This window comes from Nitratiruptor sp. YY09-18 (genome assembly GCF_016593235.1).
Lineage (GTDB): Bacteria > Campylobacterota > Campylobacteria > Campylobacterales > Nitratiruptoraceae > Nitratiruptor.
In genome coordinates, this window is record NZ_AP023065.1 from 893,005 (window position 1) to 909,779 (window position 16,775).

Consider the following 16,775-nt stretch of genomic DNA (forward strand, 5'->3'; position numbering starts at 1 on the left):
TTACAACCTTGTTACCCGTAAAACTTCTTCAATTGTAGTAGAACCTTCTATTGCTTTATTGATACCATCAACAAGCATAGATTTAAACCCTTTTTGCAAAGCTGCTTCTTGGATCTTCTCTTTGCTCTCCTCTTTGGCAATCATCCTTGCAATATCTTCATCTACTTTGAAGACTTCACTGATCATTTCTCGTCCACTATATCCACTAAAATCGCAATGTTTGCACCCTTTGCCTTTAAAAAACTTATAGTTTTGTGGGAGATACTCCTTGATCTCATTATAGATCGAAGGTTCTAGCTCTGTCTCTATTTTGCAATAGGGACAGATTTTTCGCACAAGTCTTTGTGCTTCGATAGCAATTATTGCACCACTTACCAAGTAGGGCTCAATTCCCATATCAATCATCCTATTAATTGCACTAATAGCATCATTTGTATGGAGAGTTGAGAGCACAAGGTGTCCAGTAAGTGCTGCTTGAACTGCAATGCGCAAAGTCTCTTGATCCCTGATCTCACCAATCATAACGATATCAGGGTCTTGCCGTAAAATAGAGCGCAAGGCTGAAGCAAATGTGAAGCCAATTTTTGGATTTACTTGGCACTGTTGTACAAGGTTGATCTGATATTCCACAGGGTCTTCCACAGTAATGATCTTCTTTTCCACGCTACGCAACATGTTCAAAGCACCATAGAGGGTAGTTGACTTACCACTACCTGTAGGACCTGTAACCAAAATAATTCCATATGGCGTTTTGAGAGATTTTGTAAATATCTCATAGTTATATTTACTCATCCCTGCATCTTCTAATGGAATCATCGCCTTAGTCTTATCAAGTATCCTCATTACAATCGATTCGCCATAGACTATTGGAAGAGTAGAGATCCTAAAGTCATACTCTTTTCCCAAAACTGTGTGAGAAAAGCGGCCATCTTGCGGCTTTCTCCTCTCAGCAATATCGAGATTTGACATGAGTTTGAGGCGAGAAGAGAGGGGAGGGTATATATCTTTATCAAAGAGAAATTTTTCAGTGAGAAGTCCATCGATTCTTGCACGAACTATACAGTTATTCGCTGTTGGTTCAATATGTATATCACTAGCTCGTGAGAGAATACAAGTTTTGAGTATTGCATCTATGAGTTTTAAGATTGCGCTTGACTCTTCTAATCCATCAGTAGCGCCTGCACCTTCTTGAAGATCTTTTCTAATCTCTTGAATATACTCTTTGATATTTTCACTCAGTTCCAACTTATTGAGATAGTTATCGATATGCTGCTTTTGTGCTAATACAAATTTGACTGGTTTTTTTGGGAAAAGTCGCTGCGCTGCTTCTTGTGCTTCTATATCAATTGGATCACCTACAGCAATAAGGATTTGAATATCGCTCTCTTTGAGAGGCAGTATATGGTACCTTTTGAGTTGTATAAGGGGAACTTTGGAGGCGAGTCGCAAGTCGATATCATACGAATCAAGGTCAGCATATTCCATCCGTACAAGTTTTGCATACTCTTTAAGAATTTTTTCAAAATAATCTTTTGGTACACTCTCTTCAATATCATCCAAAGAGATTTTACCTTCTCGTAATTTTTGCAGAATGAACTCCATTAATTCTTTAGAAGAGAGATATCCCTTATTGACAAGTGCTGCGAGAAAGTTTTTTGACGATGTGAGATTTTTTTGCAGCTCTAGCGTATCTTTGCCCTCACTTTGAAGCTTTTGCAGCAAAAGTTCAATGAGTCTATTTTGCAACTTCTCTACCTTATTTTATGGATTTTGCGAGTTTTCTCATGGATCTCATCAATAGTAAGATGGCATTTTTGATCCGCATGTAATATGTATGTAATATTTTTATCCTTAAATATATATCTGTTATCGTCATATTTGTATTTTTTTTGATAGTAGAGATTAAAGATTGTAGAAAGATAGTAATCAGTCGTAGGAACATGTAAATTCTCAAAAGTTACCCCATCACAAATGGAGGAAGCTAAGAGGTTTTTTTGCATAAGTATCAAAGAGAAATATGCACGATTTTTTCGTGCATATTTTGAGTTTTTTAAAATGAGTATTGGCACGGCAAGATGATCTATGTAATCACTCTTAAGACATGCAAATGCATACATACTTACAAGATTTTCATCTTTTTTGATTTTGTTAAAAAGTTTATACCCATTTGTACAAACATATTTATAATTCTTGTTCTTGTAATTTTTCACAAGATCTTGGATAGTTAAAGCAAACAACTGTGACACCAATAATGTAAAAATCAAAAAAGTTCTCATTGAAAAGTTCCTTGTACCATCTGTTTTAGCAATGCATATGCTCTTTTTGAGTGAGATTTTTTGTAGTAGATTTTTAATGCATTTACTGCACTCTCTTTTTTTCCAAGTTTATAGCTACTTTTTGCAAATAAAATCCAGCTCTCTTCGCTATTTTTATCTAAATTATTTGCAATGAGACTCCATTTTGCAGCATTTTTGTACTCTTTTTGCTCATAGTATCTTTTGGCAATAAGAAGAGCCAAACCGATATCATTACTTTTATTGAACTCTTTTACAAGACTCACTAGCGATTTTGGTTGCGAGGTATGGAGTGAAATTGAACCTCTTTTTACTAGAGGATAGTTCGAAGCGTCTTGAGGCCTCTTGTTATTTTGAACTTCTGTTATCCTTTTTCTCTTTTCATATCTTTTTGCTTTATATAGACTATAAGAGAGTCTCTTTTCAAATTCAAATGATGGTTTTAAAAGAGGCGTCTCTTGACTCTTATTAAATTCTTGATTTTTTTTCTCTTTTTTTGCAACAAAAGGTTTTTGTACATCTTTGTTTTCGATTGTTTTTTGCTGCAGTGGCTTCAATGGAAATAGAAATTTTATGACAACAAAAGCTACAAGAGCAAATACAACGATAATGAAAAATTGGTAAAGCCTTCTTTTATTATTGAATTTTTTCCATTTCAACTCAAGCTGTTCATACTCATGCATCTACATATCCTAAATAGATAGCGCTCATCTCAATATATTTTTTGTCTATTTTTGACAAATCTAAGTTTTTATTTTCATAAAAATAACTCAAAATATCAAAGAGAGTATAGAGAAATTTATCAGATTGGCGCAGATTCCCTTGTGTATATTTATACACTAAAGAAGTATCTTTTAGTGTCATCAATTTTGCTACATCTATTAAGTTATTTCTAAAGAGTTTTTTTTGAATATATTGATGGAAAGTCACTTTTGATGGTGGTTGCATATGTATTGATTTATAAATTCTCGTTGCAAAGTGCTTTTTTGCTAGAAGGTGTTCTCCTGCGCTATCATGCATTGCAAGGATAAATTGGATCTTTTTTGTATCAGCTAATATTCTTATGGCTTCAAGCATTTTCTCGTCATAAATTTGTGCTTCATCCAAAATTACTATATTTATTTGTGACGATTTATTTTCGAGATTATATATGAGATGGTTACTATTTGCAAAAAGATCTTGATTGAACTTTTGGTACATAAGTTTTTCATTTGCAAAAGGTCTTTCATAAAAGTAAATATTTTTTTTATTTACCTCTTCCATAAACTTTTTTAAAAGCATAGTTTTGCCTACACCAGGTTCACCATGGATAAGAATAAATTTAAAGTCTTTATTTATTACTCCAAAAAGTTCCTGGAGATAAAGAGCATGGGTTTCGATCTGGACAAACTCTTTAGCAGAGTTTGCCTCTTTGAAGCAATCCTTAGCTTGTAGAAAGAGGTTGCTATTTTTTTTCATATGTTAATTTTTCAAATCCCAGATCTTTAAGACCAAGATTTTCTTCTGCGTCATGAAGAATTTTTGTACGAAGAATAAAAACAAGCTCGAAACGTTGATTATCTTTTGTATTGCTTTTAAATAGGTTTCCAAATATGGGAACATCTTTTAGAACAGGGACACCATTGATGCGAAAATTTTTCGTATTTGAGATAAGGCCACCTAGAATAAGAGTTGATCCATTTTTAACTTTCACAACTGAAGAGATCTTTTTCTCTTTCGTATCAGGTGCGATTTGCCTAAAACCTTCTGGCCCTATATTGCTAAGTTCATCTGGATTGCGAAGTTCAGAGATAGATGGATTAATACGCAAAATCACATCACCATTTTCCGTAATCTCCGGAGTGATATTGAGCAAAATACCAACAAATATAGATGAAGGAGTATAAGATTTTTCACCAAGTCCATTACTGTTTGCAGAGATTGTAATAGATGTAGGAATATTGAAATTATATGTATCACCAATAGAGATGATAGCTGGCTGGTTGTTGAGAGTCAAAATTTTAGGATTTGAGAGAGTTACGACTTTTCCCTCTTTTTTTAAAAAGTCCAAAATTCCTGTCATGTTGAGGGCGGTATTAATCAATGTAGAGGCACTCGAGGTTACCTGAATATTCCCAAAATTATCACCAACACCAACGCGTTCAAGCCCTGCATTGCCATTGACACTTAAGTTAAATTTACTCCAATCAATTCCTGTTGTAATGTTGTCATTGAGAAAAACTGCTAATATTGAAACATCAATCATAACCTCTTGATGGAGCCTGCGCTCTATCTTTTTGATATAGTTTTCTACTCGCTCCATCTGCTTTGGAGTAGCTGTGATTGTGACAAGACCAGCTTGCTTATTGACTATTGGCATAGGAGCTTTATACTCATCACCTGGACGATTGACTATAGCGTAGAGCTCTTTTTGCACAGTTTCCCAAAAATCAAAACTATCCTCTGCACTAATTGTATTTATATCACCATTGCTTCCTGATCCTTGTGTCTGTCCATCAGTACTTTGCACACCTGTATCAACAGAAGCATCGATTACTGCCTTTCCTATGCGCTTTGAATTTATATAATCAAGGTGAAAAGTCTTCGTCTGAAGATAGGAAATTTTTAAAATATTGTTTTCAATAGAGTAGTCAAGATTGCTATTTTTAAGAGTGAGATCTAAAAGTTTATAGAAAGAAACATTTTTAAGATTGAGTCGGCCAAGTCTTGTAAAACGATATTTTCTCTTTGTAAGCTTATCACCTAAAATAACTGTAAGACCACACTCTTCGCTCAAATTACTCACTATCTCTGCTACACTAACTCCTGGTGCAGTTTGCAATGTAAAAAGTCTTGTCTCACAATTATTAGCAAAGAGTCCAACACTCATTACAACAGATAATAGTAATTTTTTCATACATATCTCCATTAATTTATTCTAAATAGTTTTATTTTTTTAGATTTTCTATGTAAAAATAGCGTTAGTGACCTATTTTTATTTTTAAGCACCACAAATCCTTTGATTGAATCAATAAATGCCAATCTATATCTACCAACTTTTGCACCTACACGATACCACCTTCCATTGATTTTTGCACGATTATCAAAAATGGAAGATAATCTATAAACAATACGCTGTTTTTTACGAGCTTTTTTGATTTTTTGAATCTTTATGACTTTTTTGAGTTTTTTCTCGTCGATAAAGGGATTTTTGAGTATTGCAATCTGTGTAGGACTCAAACCAACCCTTTGGACTTTTACTTTTTCTATAAGAGCATCTATATCTGAGTATTTACTGTTTGCACAAGCAAAAAAACCCATCAATAAAATGATTAAAAATTTATTCCCCATACGGATACCTTCAAAATTGTTTTAATTGGTTCTCCACCATCCATATCGATCTCATATACATCGACAACAAGATCACTCTGTTCTATAGAATTAATATAAGAGATAAGATTTTTATAATCACCGTTACACCCAATTTCTACTTCTAGCACATGTCCGAAGTTTTTCGTAACATCGAGGAAATTATTGAGAATATAATCTATTTGTACGCCGTTTTTTGCTGCTTTTTGGGTGAGAGAATTGAGAAACTCAGCCCACTTTTTTTCATTGTAAAGAAGATATGAAAGCTCCTTGATTTTTTGGTTTAAATAATCTTTTTTATCAATAATTTCAGTCAGTCTCCCTTTGAGCTTTCCAATTTGGAGAGAAAACTGTTTTATATAAAACAGCTCATCACCATTGACTGTTATTCCTCTCAAATAGGCTTTGTCCATATTTATTTTTGCTTCTATACTATTTTTTTGCGCAAGAGCTGTCTTCATCATCTTCTCTGTCATTGGAAAAAGATATTGATAAGATAGCAGCACTATACCTATAAAAATCGTTGCATAGATGAGATATTTTTCCGAAGATTTGCGCTGGGAGAAAAACTCATCAATCTTACGTAAAAGCTTCATCTTACTTCAACCTTTAACTTACTTGTATATACACTACTATTTTCATCTGTCTTATTAATCTCTTTGGTAGTAATCTTGTATCTATCAGACTTGTTATCAGAGATATATTTGATAAAGCGTGTTATCTGTTTATCATCTACCGCAGTGACATTAAGATCAAATATTGATTGGTTATTATCGATGTTGAGTGTCTTTATCTTAAATTTAACAATATCTTGTGTTAGATCAGCTAGAGTTTGGGCTTTCATGATATAGTTGACCTTCTTATCATAGATCTGTTGCAAAAGCACCATACGGTTTTCTAGCTCTTTTTCTTTATTTGCAACTCTGTCCTTTAGTTCTTGCATCTGTTTTTTAAGGGAATCGATTTTTGTTTGAAGCATCACTTTTTTTGCATGAATTTGCTGATACTCTTTTTGCAAAACTGCAGTATCAAATCTATACTTGTAACTCATAACTATATTATAGAGAGGGTATATGCCTGCCAATAAAATACTAACAGCCAAAATGACCAAAACTTCACCACTTGGACGCTTCAATAGTGGTGGAAGTCGTTTAAATATTGTAAGGTTTGGATATGCAATCTCTTTTTCATTGAAATCGATTGCAGCAAGAATCATGAGACAGTGAATATCTTCTACAAAAGGCTCATTTGTCTCTATACCATAATCGAATAAAAATCCTGTCGCTTCTTGTGCCAGATATGTCTGCGCATACTCTTCTATTCCTTTAATATATCCCACAGAGGAAGAGATAAAAATTCTATCAATATTTTCTATATCGTTGGCTCTTTTCGCATAGATAAGAACATCATTAATATGCATAAAGATTTCACTAAATACTTGCATATAAAATTGCAACTCATCAAGATCAGAAATCTTCAGTCCCTCTTGTGCAAGTGTTTGCATCACATCTTCGACACTTACATTACTCATTTTCAGTTCGCTCAGACGCTCAGCAATATCTTCAAAAGAGTACTTCAAAGACTTTGCATAGACAAGGTTTCCATCTTTATAAAGAACCAAAAAAGCATCATTTTTTTGGAAGTATACAAAGAGATCTACATTATCTCTTTCTAAAATCTCATTTTCATATAAAGTTTTTAAAAGTATTGGAGCAGGAGCAATAAAATCGATGTAATCAATTTTATTTACTACTGCATCAAATACTTCATGTAAAATTGATGGTTCAGTAATAAAGAGCTGGAATTTACGCTCTTTGGCATCTGGGGTTGTGTAGATCTCTTGAAACTCGATTTTGTACTCGATTGCGGGATCTAAATCTAGCTCTTCATAAGCTTTTATCTCAATTACATCTTTGAGATCTTCATCAGGAATATTTTTGCTTATATTTACAGTTGAGATGATAAGATCTTTTGTCTGCAAAAAGGAGACATGAAAGTTATCTTTTCTCTTTTTAAGAGAAGGAAGCTTTTTGAGGCTATTTTTGTCATAAAGATAGAAAGTGCTATTGTAAGGATTTATAGATAAATAAGTTACTTTAGACTCTTTTCTCATGTTAAATCCGTTTTTTAAGAATTATAACAACCAAAACTTAAATGAGTATGAAAATTTGCTAATTAGAAGATATAACCTATCTGTTCAAGCTCTTTTTTATTCTTTGTCCACCCTTTTTTCACTACAACAAAGAGTTCAAGATATATTTTCTTGCCACTAAACTGCTCTAATAGTCTTCTCGCATCCCTTCCTATGCGTTTGATAGTCTCGCCATTTTTGCCTATTATAATCCCTTTTTGTGATGGTTTTTCAACTATAATCATTGCATAGACTTTATCTAAATTCTCAGACTCTTCAATTTTTTCAATAATTACATCACTCTCATAGGGTATCTCATCACTCACATTCTCAAAAATAGCCTCACGAATGAGCTCTTTGTATATATCACGAATATTTTCTGTTGTGAGCAATTCTGGATCGTAGTAGTATGGATGCTCGGGAAGATATTTTGTGATGGTATCAAGCAGATCCTCTTTACCGATATTTTTCTTTACTGAAACAGGGATGAGATCTAAAAACTTCTCTTGATATTTTTGATATTCACCTATTTTTGCCAAGAGTTTCGCATTATCAACAAGATCAATTTTAGTCAGTACTACAAGATGGGGTCTTCCTTGAGAGAGTTCTAAAAACTTTTCATAGTATTTAATATCATCAGTTACCGGGGCCAAAAAGAGAATAAGATCACAATCTCCGATCGCTTTGAGAGCTTCTTCGAGCATAAATCTATTTAAAAGTCTCTCTTTTTCATGCAGTCCTGGTGTATCTATGAAGATAATCTGTGTATTTTTATGCATAACTATTGCATAGAGACGCTTGCGTGTTGCTTGCACTTTGTGACTCACCATCGCAATCTTTTCACCAAGAAGCCAGTTAAGCAGGGTACTTTTTCCTGCATTTGGCCGTCCAATTAGCGCTACGAATCCCGCTTTTGTCTCCATGCTTGTTCCTTATAAAATATATTTAGCTAAATCTTCGTTCTCCACAATTTCACCAAGCTTACTATCCACATACGCTTTGTCTATGACTATCTTTTCACCTCTGTGTTCATCTGCTTCAAAGCTTATATCTTCTAGGATTGTCTCAATCACTGTATGGAGACGTCTTGCACCAATATCTTCAAGCTTTTGATTTGCACTATGGGCATACTTAGCAATTGCACGCAAAGCCTCATCCTCAAACTCTAACTCTACCTCCTCAACACTCAAGAGAGCTTGATACTGCTTAATGAGGGAGTTTTTGGTCATTTTCAATATCTTATAGAGTGCCTCTTCATCAAGTGAATCGAGTTCTACGCGCAATGGAAATCGTCCCTGAAGTTCTGGGATAAGATCACTTGGTTTACTCAGGTGAAAGGCACCTGCAGCAATGAAGAGGATATGATCGGTTTTAACTGGACCCCATTTTGTACTCACAGTGCTTCCCTCTACAATTGGCAAAAGATCTCTTTGTACTCCCTCTTTAGAAGGATCCTGGTGTCCTTGAGAGCTGCTGGAGACTGCGACTTTATCTATCTCATCTATAAAGATAATACCTTCCTCTTGCGCTTTTTGCAAAGCTTCTTGTTTGATCTGCTCCATATCCAAAAGCTTCTCACTCGCTTCATTTTTAAGCAATTCTCTCGCCTCTTTGACAGTTACCTCTTTTTTGATCTGCTCTTTATTTACCCCCAAAGTAAAAATCTTTGCGATAGACTCTTGCGCACGAGCAAGCTCTGGCGGGAGATTTGTATCTTCTAATGAGAGTGAGCTTTTGGGAATCTCTATCTCAATCTTTAAATTATCCAATTCACCTGCTAAGAGCTTTGCTTTCATCTTTTCAAAACTCTTTTGATATTCTGCTTTTTTCCCTTCACTTGCCATTTTAGGTAGAGGAGGGAGGAGTTTTTCCAAAATTTTCTTTGTTATATACTCTTCAATCGCTTGACTATTTTTCTCTTTGTGTATCTCTTTGACGAGCACAATAGCATTTGCTACAAGGTCACGCACCATTGACTCTACATCGCGCCCAACAAAACCCACTTCAGTATATTTACTCGCTTCAACTTTGACAAATGGAAGATCGAGGCTTTTTGCAAGTCTTCGTGCAATTTCAGTTTTACCAACACCTGTACTCCCAATCATCAAGATATTTTTGGGTGTAATTTCGTCTTGTAGCTCTTTTGGGAGTTTCATACGGCGATAGCGGTTACGCAATGCAATAGCTATTACTTTTTTCGCATCTTTTTGCCCAATGATATATTCATCGAGATATTTCACTATCTCTTTTGGTGTAAGATCCATCAATCCTCCAAAGTTAAAATTTTGATATTTGTATTGGTATATATACAGAGCTCTCCTGCGATTTTTAAAGACTCTTCCACAAGCGTTTTCGCATCAAGATTGGCATGCTTATCAAGAGCACGTGCAGCAGAAAGGGCAAAGTTCCCACCACTTCCGATAGCAGCTATTTTTCCATCCTCAGGCTCTACCACATCTCCTGTTCCACTAAGAATAAATATATTTTTGGTATTGAGTACTATCATCATCGCTTCAAGGCGGCGCAAATAGCGATCTTTCCGCCACTCTTTACTAAACTCGATAACACTTTTTACAAGATCACCCTTTTTGTTTTCTAAAATCTTTTCGAACATATCAAAGAGATTAAATGCATCTGCTGTGCTTCCTGCAAACCCAGCCAAAATCTTGCCGTTATAGAGAGTGCGGATTTTTGTAGCATTGCCTTTGAGGACAGTATTGCCAAAAGTGACTTGGCCATCACCCCCAATAACAGCTACTCCATCTCCCTTATAGCCAAGTATCGTCGTAGCTTCAAACATCATTCTGCCTCTACAATAAGCTTCAACGTAGCATGCAGTCCGTGTCCGAGTTTGATATCCACATCATACTCTCCAGTCTGCTTGATAGGGGGATGAATATCGACATGCTTTTTATCTATATCGATCCCCTTTTCATGGAGAGCTTCAGCCACCTCTTTGTTAGTAATCGCACCAAACAGTGATCCATTTGCCCCCGCTTTGTGGCGTATTGTCAGAGTTGTATTTTCGATTTTCTCTTTGATAGCTTTGAGTTTTTCGATCTCTTTTGCTTCCTCTTGGGCTTTTTTTTCTTGCTCTTTTTCCCACGCTTCAATTACATCAGGAGTTGCAAGTTTTGCAAAACCGCGAGCGATCAAAAAGTTTTTGCCATAACCATCTTTTACCTCTTTAACTTCTCCAGCTTTTCCTAAATTTGGTACATCTTTTATAAGTAGTACTTTCATATTTTTCTCCTTTTTATTTATTATTATACCCAATGGAGGGCAACGAACAGGAAGTGTATATTTTATGAAGCAATAAGGGAGTAATGCATGCAAAGAGCATGGAATGCTCTTTGAACTATTTGTGTTTTCTTACATGTCCTTCAATAATAAATCGCAAAGCGTTAAGTTTGATAAAACCTTCTGCATCTTTTTGATTATAGACACTATCCTCTTCGAATGTACTAAACTCTGGTGCGAAGAGTGAGTTTGGAGATTTGCGACCTACTACAAAGATGTTTCCTTTGAGAAGCTTGAGGCGAACAGTTCCGTTTACATTCTCTTGCGTCTTATCGATTGCAGCTTGCATCATTTCGCGCTCTGGACTAAACCAAAAACCATTATAAATAAGTTCGGCATATTTTGGCATTAGCTTATCTTTTTCATGCGCTTCTTCGCGATCAAGTGTAATACTCTCAATAGCTCTATGGGCTTTTAGTAAAATTGTCCCGCCTGGTGTTTCATAGCATCCTCTGCTTTTCATTCCCACGAATCGGTTTTCTACAATGTCGATTCTGCCGATCCCATGCTTTTTCCCGTATTCGTTCAGTGCTTCTAAAAGTTTTGCCGGACTCAAAGGTTCGCCATTGATTGCAACTGGGTCGCCTTTTTCAAAATCGATGGTGATATATTCTGGTTCATTTGGAGCATTTTCGATGGAATTTGTCCATCGCCACATATCCTCTTCAGGTTCTGCCCACGGATCTTCCAAAATCCCGCCTTCGTATGAGATATGAAGCAGATTTGCATCCATAGAGTAGGGGCTTTTTTTACCATGTTTTTCTATAGGTATTCCGTGATTTTCAGCAAATTTGAGCAGCTTTTCACGAGAATTGAGATCCCATTCCCGCCAAGGAGCGATAACAGTAATATCGGGATTGAGAGCAAGATAAGCGATCTCAAATCTAACTTGATCGTTTCCTTTGCCAGTGGCCCCATGCGCAACTGCGTCTGCACCTACTTGCTTAGCAATCTCTATCTGCCTTTTGGCAATAAGAGGCCTAGCAATTGAAGTACCTAAAAGATACTCACCTTCATAGATTGTATTTGCCCTAAACATAGGAAAGACATAATCACGTACAAACTCCTCTTTGAGGTCTTCGATAAAGATATTTTCGGGCTTGATTCCAAGCTGTAGTGCTTTTTGGCGAGCAGGCTCTACCTCTTCACCTTGACCAATATCAGCTGTAAATGTCACAACTTCGCAGTTATATGTCTCTTGAAGCCACTTGAGGATTACAGAGGTATCAAGACCGCCACTGTAAGCGAGAACTACCTTGTTTACCTTCTTTGCCATTTATATCCTTTAAGAAAATTTTTTATAATTCTAGCCAAAATTTGTTTATGTTAAAATTTGGCAAAAGGAGTGCCATGAAAAAAGAGCTAAGCACCCGTATCATAGCTGGAAAATACAAAGGAAAAAAAATCAAACTCCCTAGCAAAGAGGTGACCCGTAGCTCCAAAAACATGCTGCGAGAATCGCTTTTTAATATTTTACAGTTTGATATAATCGATAAAAACTTTGTAGAAGTATTTGGTGGTAGTGGAAGCGTTGGACTTGAGGCTCTCAGTCGTGATGCAAAAAATGTCTACTTTATAGAAAAAAACAAAGACTCCTACGAGGTTCTTAAAAGTAACATAAAAAGTCTTGATGAAAAGCCTTGCATTGTCCGCTTTGGCGATGCTTTTGAGGCGATTTGGGATGTGATTGAAGAATTGAAGGCAAAAAAAGAGAAAGCCTATTTCTATTTTGATCCTCCATTTTCGATTAGAGAAGGGTATGAGGATATATATGAAAAGGTAACTGATCTCATTAAAAAAATCCCAAAGGAGGTAGTTGAGTCAATCATAATAGAGCATATGAGCAATTACGATTTTCCTCAAACTATTGGCAGTTATGAGCTTTACAAAAAGCGCAAATTTGGAAAGAGCACTCTGAGTTTTTATAGATGAAAAAGCCTGTTATTAGTATAGTAATACTATTTTTTATATTTATGCTCACATTTTTTGGTGGGTATTTCTACAAAGTCTCTGCTTATGATCCAAATGTCCATCAAATACTCCTCCCACCAAGCATAGAGCACCCTTTCGGTACTGATAGACTTGGGCGTGACCTCCTCGCTAGAATCATTGAGGGTGGAAAAAATTCGCTTATTATTGGAGTAGGGAGTGCGATTATCTCCTCCTTTATCGCACTCATTGCAGGGGTAAGTGCAGGATATTTTCGAGGATGGGTAGATAGAGGATTTGTAGTAGTGGTTGATCTTTTTTTGACCTTTCCTACCTTTTTCCTCCTCTTGGCTCTTGTAAGCTATATCCAGGCTTCTGCACTGGTACTCATCATAGTTATCTCCATCACTGGATGGATGGGCAACGCAAGAATGATGAGGAGTGAGAGCTATGCTATTGCAAAAAAGCCATTTGTCAAGATTTTAAAAATCGCTCATGCACATTCATATAAAATAATATTAAAATATTTCCTCCCGCTTTTAGCACCTCTTTTTTTCATAGGGTTTACTTTTGGAGTAGGTGGAGCAATTTTGGCTGAATCTGGGTTAAGTTTTTTAGGTCTTGGGGTGCTTCCTCCACAGATGAGCTGGGGATCGATTTTGAGTGAAGGAAAAGAGGTGATTGATATTGCATGGTGGGTAAGTTTCTTCCCAGGCCTCATGATTTTTCTCGTTACCTTTAGCCTTATAAATATCAGTGACTATTTACAAAATGTCACAAACAAAAAAGAGAAGATGCTATGAAATTTTTAGAACGATTCAATATCTCAAAAAAACTGCGTCAAAAAATAAAAGAGGCAATTGAGAAGAGAGTGGAGCTGCGTGTACAAGCAAGACTAGCTCAGCACCATCTCAAAAAAGATGATTTTACTCCTGAGGAACTTGCTATTATATATGAAGATGAGCGCCTCAAACTCTATGATGATCTCAAATCCAAAGGACTCATAGCACTTTTGGCAGCATTAGGAATTAGTCTTTTTTAGGATGAAGTATGTTTAAACAGATCAAATCAGCAATTATCTGGACATATATCTATCGATTTCGTTCTCTTTTGATCAGATTGATTATATCTTTGTTACTCATAGGTTTTATTGAATTTATATATCGTGATATCATAGAGTATCTTCAGCTATCAAAAAAGCTGGAATATCTTTTTTATGTAATAGTAATCAAATGGACTTTGATTATATTAATTATAGTCTATTTTTTATATAAACTAAAAAACTTTGTAAAAAATATATCAAAAAAAAACGATAATAAAGAAATAAAAAAATTACAATTTATACACAAAAAAATGTCAAAAAAAGAGATACGTACTATGGCACAAAAAATCATTGAACAAAAAGTAAGAAAATGAAAAAGAAAATCATAGCAGGAGTCTTATGCTTACTCTGTGTATATGCTGATCAAACAAATCTTGATATGCTTTTGGGAAGTCTTCAACAAGCTGAGGATCTTTCCAAAAAAACTATACAAGAGAGTGCGGGATATGTCATAACTTATACTAGAGAAGATCTAGATAGAATGCATATCAAATCTCTTAAAGAGATTTTAGAGAGACTTCCATTTATAAGATACAACGAAGATGCCAATGGTTTGACAGATCTATTTTATGAACCTTTCCAGCCTACTAAATATGGTCAGATTAAACTTTATATTGATGATAAAGAGACCTCGGATGCAATCTTTGGTAACAGTCTGCAAGCTTTTTCTGAAATGGATATCTCCTTTATAGACCATATTGAAATATATTTAGGTGCTGTCTCTTTTACACTCGGAACAGAACCTTCTATAACTATTATCAAACTTTATACGAAAGATCCAGCTAGAGAAAATAGTGCAATGATAGATATCGGTGGAGGCTCTCGCGGAAAAAAAGATTTCATATATTTAAATGGAAGAGATTTAGGAGATATGAAATATCTTTTTTATGTTAATCATCGCGATAATCGAAGGAAAAAAATCAAATTCCATAGTACAGAACTTTCTCGTGATAAGAAATTTAATTCAATGTATTTTCTTTTGTATAAAGATAAATTGCGCTATGAACTTTTTGTCTCTCGCATTGATATCAAACCTTTTACAGCTGGTGCAATTAATCTAGAACCAAAATTGGCCCATATATCAACAAGAAATTTCTTTACAGGATTACGCTATGATGATCCAGAAAATGGATGGCATAATTATCTCTATTTTACATATAGCAACAACTGGGCATACGAGAGGGGAAATGGTATTTTGGGTGTTCTACCCCAAAATAGGTTTCTCTACCTAAAACCATACAAGTCCCATGATTTTAAAGCTACGAGTACTGTAACAGAAGTTGATATCAAAAAAAAGTTCCAAATAACAAAAAATTGGAGTCTCTTAACTGGTATTACAGGTAAAGCAAAACATTTTGAATTTTTAAAAAATAGATTCGATAATATTGACTTTTCCCATCTACCTTATAATCAAGAAAACCTTGTAGCAGGCTATATAGAAAGTTCTTATCTCTTAAATAATAACAATGTGGTTATTTTAGATTTAAAAAAAGATAAATATTTCGAAAACGGTCCGGTTGATGATTATGATCAAATATTTTTTAGAACCGGTTATATTTATAATTCTCCTACAATTGTTACTAAATTTTTTCTAGGAAAAACAGATTTAAAACCTTCACCAAAACAGCTTCTTGAATCATTAAATAGTAACAAGCTAAAAAAACAAACATATACTGCATTTGCTTGGGAACTACAAAAAAAAGATAAAAAGCAAAAATTTTCTATACTTTATACTTGGATGCAAATTGAAAATCTTATTATTCGAGATATTGATACCTTTAAACTTATCAATGATACTAATAATTTAATATATAATACTCTAGACATTCGTTATTGTTACAAATTTGATTTAGACAATAAAATGGAAATAGAAGGATTTATTGTTAAACCAAATCGACAGACTAATCCATCATCAAGAAATCTTTATGGTGCTCATATTATGTCGTATAACAAATGGAAAAATTTTAATTTTTTTAACTCTTTAGTATATAGGAGATGGACAAAAGATCAAGGGTCTGGGTTTGATTACAGCTTTACTGTCAATTACCGACTAAGCGATAAACTGTCGTTTTATTTCAAAGGACTAAATATATTTGGTTCTGCGATAAAAACTAACTATTATGGATACGATATGGTCAAATCACAAATTATCAAACTTTCTGATGTAGATGTAATAGACAGAGAGTTTTTGGTAGGAATGGAGTATCAATTTTGAAAAAGATAACTCTATTTTTCATTTCTGTTATTTTCGTTGTAGCAGCAAGCAATGCAGATCTTATCAAAGCGAGTCTTTTTTCCTTAATAGTAGAACTTTTGAATCGAGACAACCCTTATGTACAGATCTATATCAATTCAAAAGAGTATCAAAATATTCCAAAATATATCAAAAAATTTAAATTTACTAATAATTGTGTAAATGCTGATATTATTTTTGTCGATTCATTGTCACTATTACAAAAAGAGTGTATCTACGATCATAAAATTTTCGTGACAAGTTATTACGATTTTGTTCACAACAAGGATAAAGTCATAGGTGCATTTTTTTGGCAAAAAGGTAGACCAACTATTATTTTCAACAAAAAAATGCTCGAATATTTTGGTGTAAAATTGCCACCAAAGTATAATAAATATATTGATTAAACATGCGATTTATAGGGATAAAAAAATATAT

19 protein-coding genes are annotated in these 16,775 nt (G+C 34.6%); 6 read left to right on the forward strand and 13 right to left on the reverse strand.

Going from position 1 to position 16,775, the window contains the following annotated elements:
* From JG734_RS04895 to JG734_RS04955, 13 genes are all read right to left on the reverse strand, one after another.
* Complete coding sequence (locus JG734_RS04895) at positions 1-1,746, reverse strand: GspE/PulE family protein (RefSeq protein WP_236586797.1); 1,746 nt, start codon at positions 1,744-1,746, stop codon at positions 1-3.
* A gap of 5 nt (positions 1,747-1,751) precedes the next feature.
* Entirely contained in the window at positions 1,752-2,276 is a 525-nt protein-coding gene (locus tag JG734_RS04900) for a hypothetical protein (protein ID WP_201332185.1), read from the reverse strand.
* On the reverse strand, positions 2,273-2,977 hold the full coding sequence (locus JG734_RS04905) for a CDC27 family protein (protein ID WP_201332186.1): 705 nt from the start codon (positions 2,975-2,977) through the stop codon (positions 2,273-2,275). Before JG734_RS04905 ends, JG734_RS04900 begins: the two co-directional genes overlap by 4 nt.
* Positions 2,970-3,752: an AAA family ATPase gene (locus JG734_RS04910; RefSeq protein WP_201332187.1), complete on the reverse strand. Its 783-nt coding sequence runs from the start codon at positions 3,750-3,752 to the stop codon at positions 2,970-2,972. Before JG734_RS04910 ends, JG734_RS04905 begins: the two co-directional genes overlap by 8 nt.
* Positions 3,739-5,190 carry a pilus (MSHA type) biogenesis protein MshL gene (locus JG734_RS04915; RefSeq protein WP_201332188.1) on the reverse strand — a complete coding sequence of 484 codons (1,452 nt, stop codon included), beginning with the start codon at positions 5,188-5,190 and terminating at the stop codon, positions 3,739-3,741. Before JG734_RS04915 ends, JG734_RS04910 begins: the two co-directional genes overlap by 14 nt.
* A gap of 11 nt (positions 5,191-5,201) precedes the next feature.
* Positions 5,202-5,624, reverse strand: coding sequence for a hypothetical protein (locus JG734_RS04920; protein WP_201332189.1), 423 nt, complete (start codon positions 5,622-5,624; stop codon positions 5,202-5,204).
* Entirely contained in the window at positions 5,606-6,238 is a 633-nt protein-coding gene (gene pilO, locus JG734_RS04925) for a type 4a pilus biogenesis protein PilO (RefSeq protein ID WP_201332190.1), read from the reverse strand. Before pilO ends, JG734_RS04920 begins: the two co-directional genes overlap by 19 nt.
* Complete coding sequence (locus tag JG734_RS04930) at positions 6,235-7,755, reverse strand: hypothetical protein (protein ID WP_201332191.1); 1,521 nt, start codon at positions 7,753-7,755, stop codon at positions 6,235-6,237. The genes pilO and JG734_RS04930 overlap by 4 nt, the downstream gene beginning before the upstream one ends.
* A 62-nt stretch (positions 7,756-7,817) precedes the next feature.
* Entirely contained in the window at positions 7,818-8,696 is an 879-nt protein-coding gene (gene era / locus JG734_RS04935; RefSeq protein ID WP_201332192.1) for a GTPase Era, read from the reverse strand.
* A gap of 9 nt (positions 8,697-8,705) precedes the next feature.
* Entirely contained in the window at positions 8,706-10,037 is a 1,332-nt protein-coding gene (gene hslU, locus JG734_RS04940) for an HslU--HslV peptidase ATPase subunit (protein WP_201332193.1), read from the reverse strand.
* Entirely contained in the window at positions 10,037-10,573 is a 537-nt protein-coding gene (gene hslV, locus JG734_RS04945) for an ATP-dependent protease subunit HslV (RefSeq protein WP_201332194.1), read from the reverse strand. Before hslV ends, hslU begins: the two co-directional genes overlap by 1 nt.
* Positions 10,573-11,016 carry a 50S ribosomal protein L9 gene (gene rplI / locus JG734_RS04950; protein ID WP_201332195.1) on the reverse strand — a complete coding sequence of 148 codons (444 nt, stop codon included), beginning with the start codon at positions 11,014-11,016 and terminating at the stop codon, positions 10,573-10,575. The genes hslV and rplI overlap by 1 nt, the downstream gene beginning before the upstream one ends.
* Before the next feature lie 115 nt (positions 11,017-11,131).
* The gene (locus tag JG734_RS04955) at positions 11,132-12,349 is read right to left on the reverse strand and encodes an argininosuccinate synthase (protein WP_201332196.1); all 1,218 of its coding nucleotides are present in this window, start codon (positions 12,347-12,349) and stop codon (positions 11,132-11,134) included.
* A 74-nt stretch (positions 12,350-12,423) separates the two neighbouring features.
* Between JG734_RS04955 and rsmD the strand changes: the two genes are divergently transcribed.
* The 6 genes from rsmD to JG734_RS04985 are packed head-to-tail and all read left to right on the forward strand — an operon-like array spanning position 12,424 to position 16,744.
* A complete protein-coding gene (gene rsmD, locus JG734_RS04960) occupies positions 12,424-13,005 on the forward strand; it encodes a 16S rRNA (guanine(966)-N(2))-methyltransferase RsmD (protein ID WP_201332197.1) in 582 nt (193 codons plus the stop codon).
* Positions 13,002-13,805, forward strand: coding sequence for an ABC transporter permease (locus JG734_RS04965; protein WP_201332198.1), 804 nt, complete (start codon positions 13,002-13,004; stop codon positions 13,803-13,805). Before rsmD ends, JG734_RS04965 begins: the two co-directional genes overlap by 4 nt.
* Complete coding sequence (locus tag JG734_RS04970) at positions 13,802-14,044, forward strand: hypothetical protein (RefSeq protein WP_201332199.1); 243 nt, start codon at positions 13,802-13,804, stop codon at positions 14,042-14,044. Before JG734_RS04965 ends, JG734_RS04970 begins: the two co-directional genes overlap by 4 nt.
* An 8-nt stretch (positions 14,045-14,052) precedes the next feature.
* Positions 14,053-14,418, forward strand: coding sequence for a hypothetical protein (locus JG734_RS04975; protein ID WP_201332200.1), 366 nt, complete (start codon positions 14,053-14,055; stop codon positions 14,416-14,418).
* Positions 14,415-16,319, forward strand: a complete 1,905-nt coding sequence (locus JG734_RS04980; protein WP_201332201.1) for a TonB-dependent receptor plug domain-containing protein — start codon at positions 14,415-14,417, stop codon at positions 16,317-16,319. Before JG734_RS04975 ends, JG734_RS04980 begins: the two co-directional genes overlap by 4 nt.
* The gene (locus JG734_RS04985) at positions 16,316-16,744 is read left to right on the forward strand and encodes a hypothetical protein (RefSeq protein WP_201332202.1); all 429 of its coding nucleotides are present in this window, start codon (positions 16,316-16,318) and stop codon (positions 16,742-16,744) included. The genes JG734_RS04980 and JG734_RS04985 overlap by 4 nt, the downstream gene beginning before the upstream one ends.
* Positions 16,745-16,775: the final 31 nt, after the last annotated feature.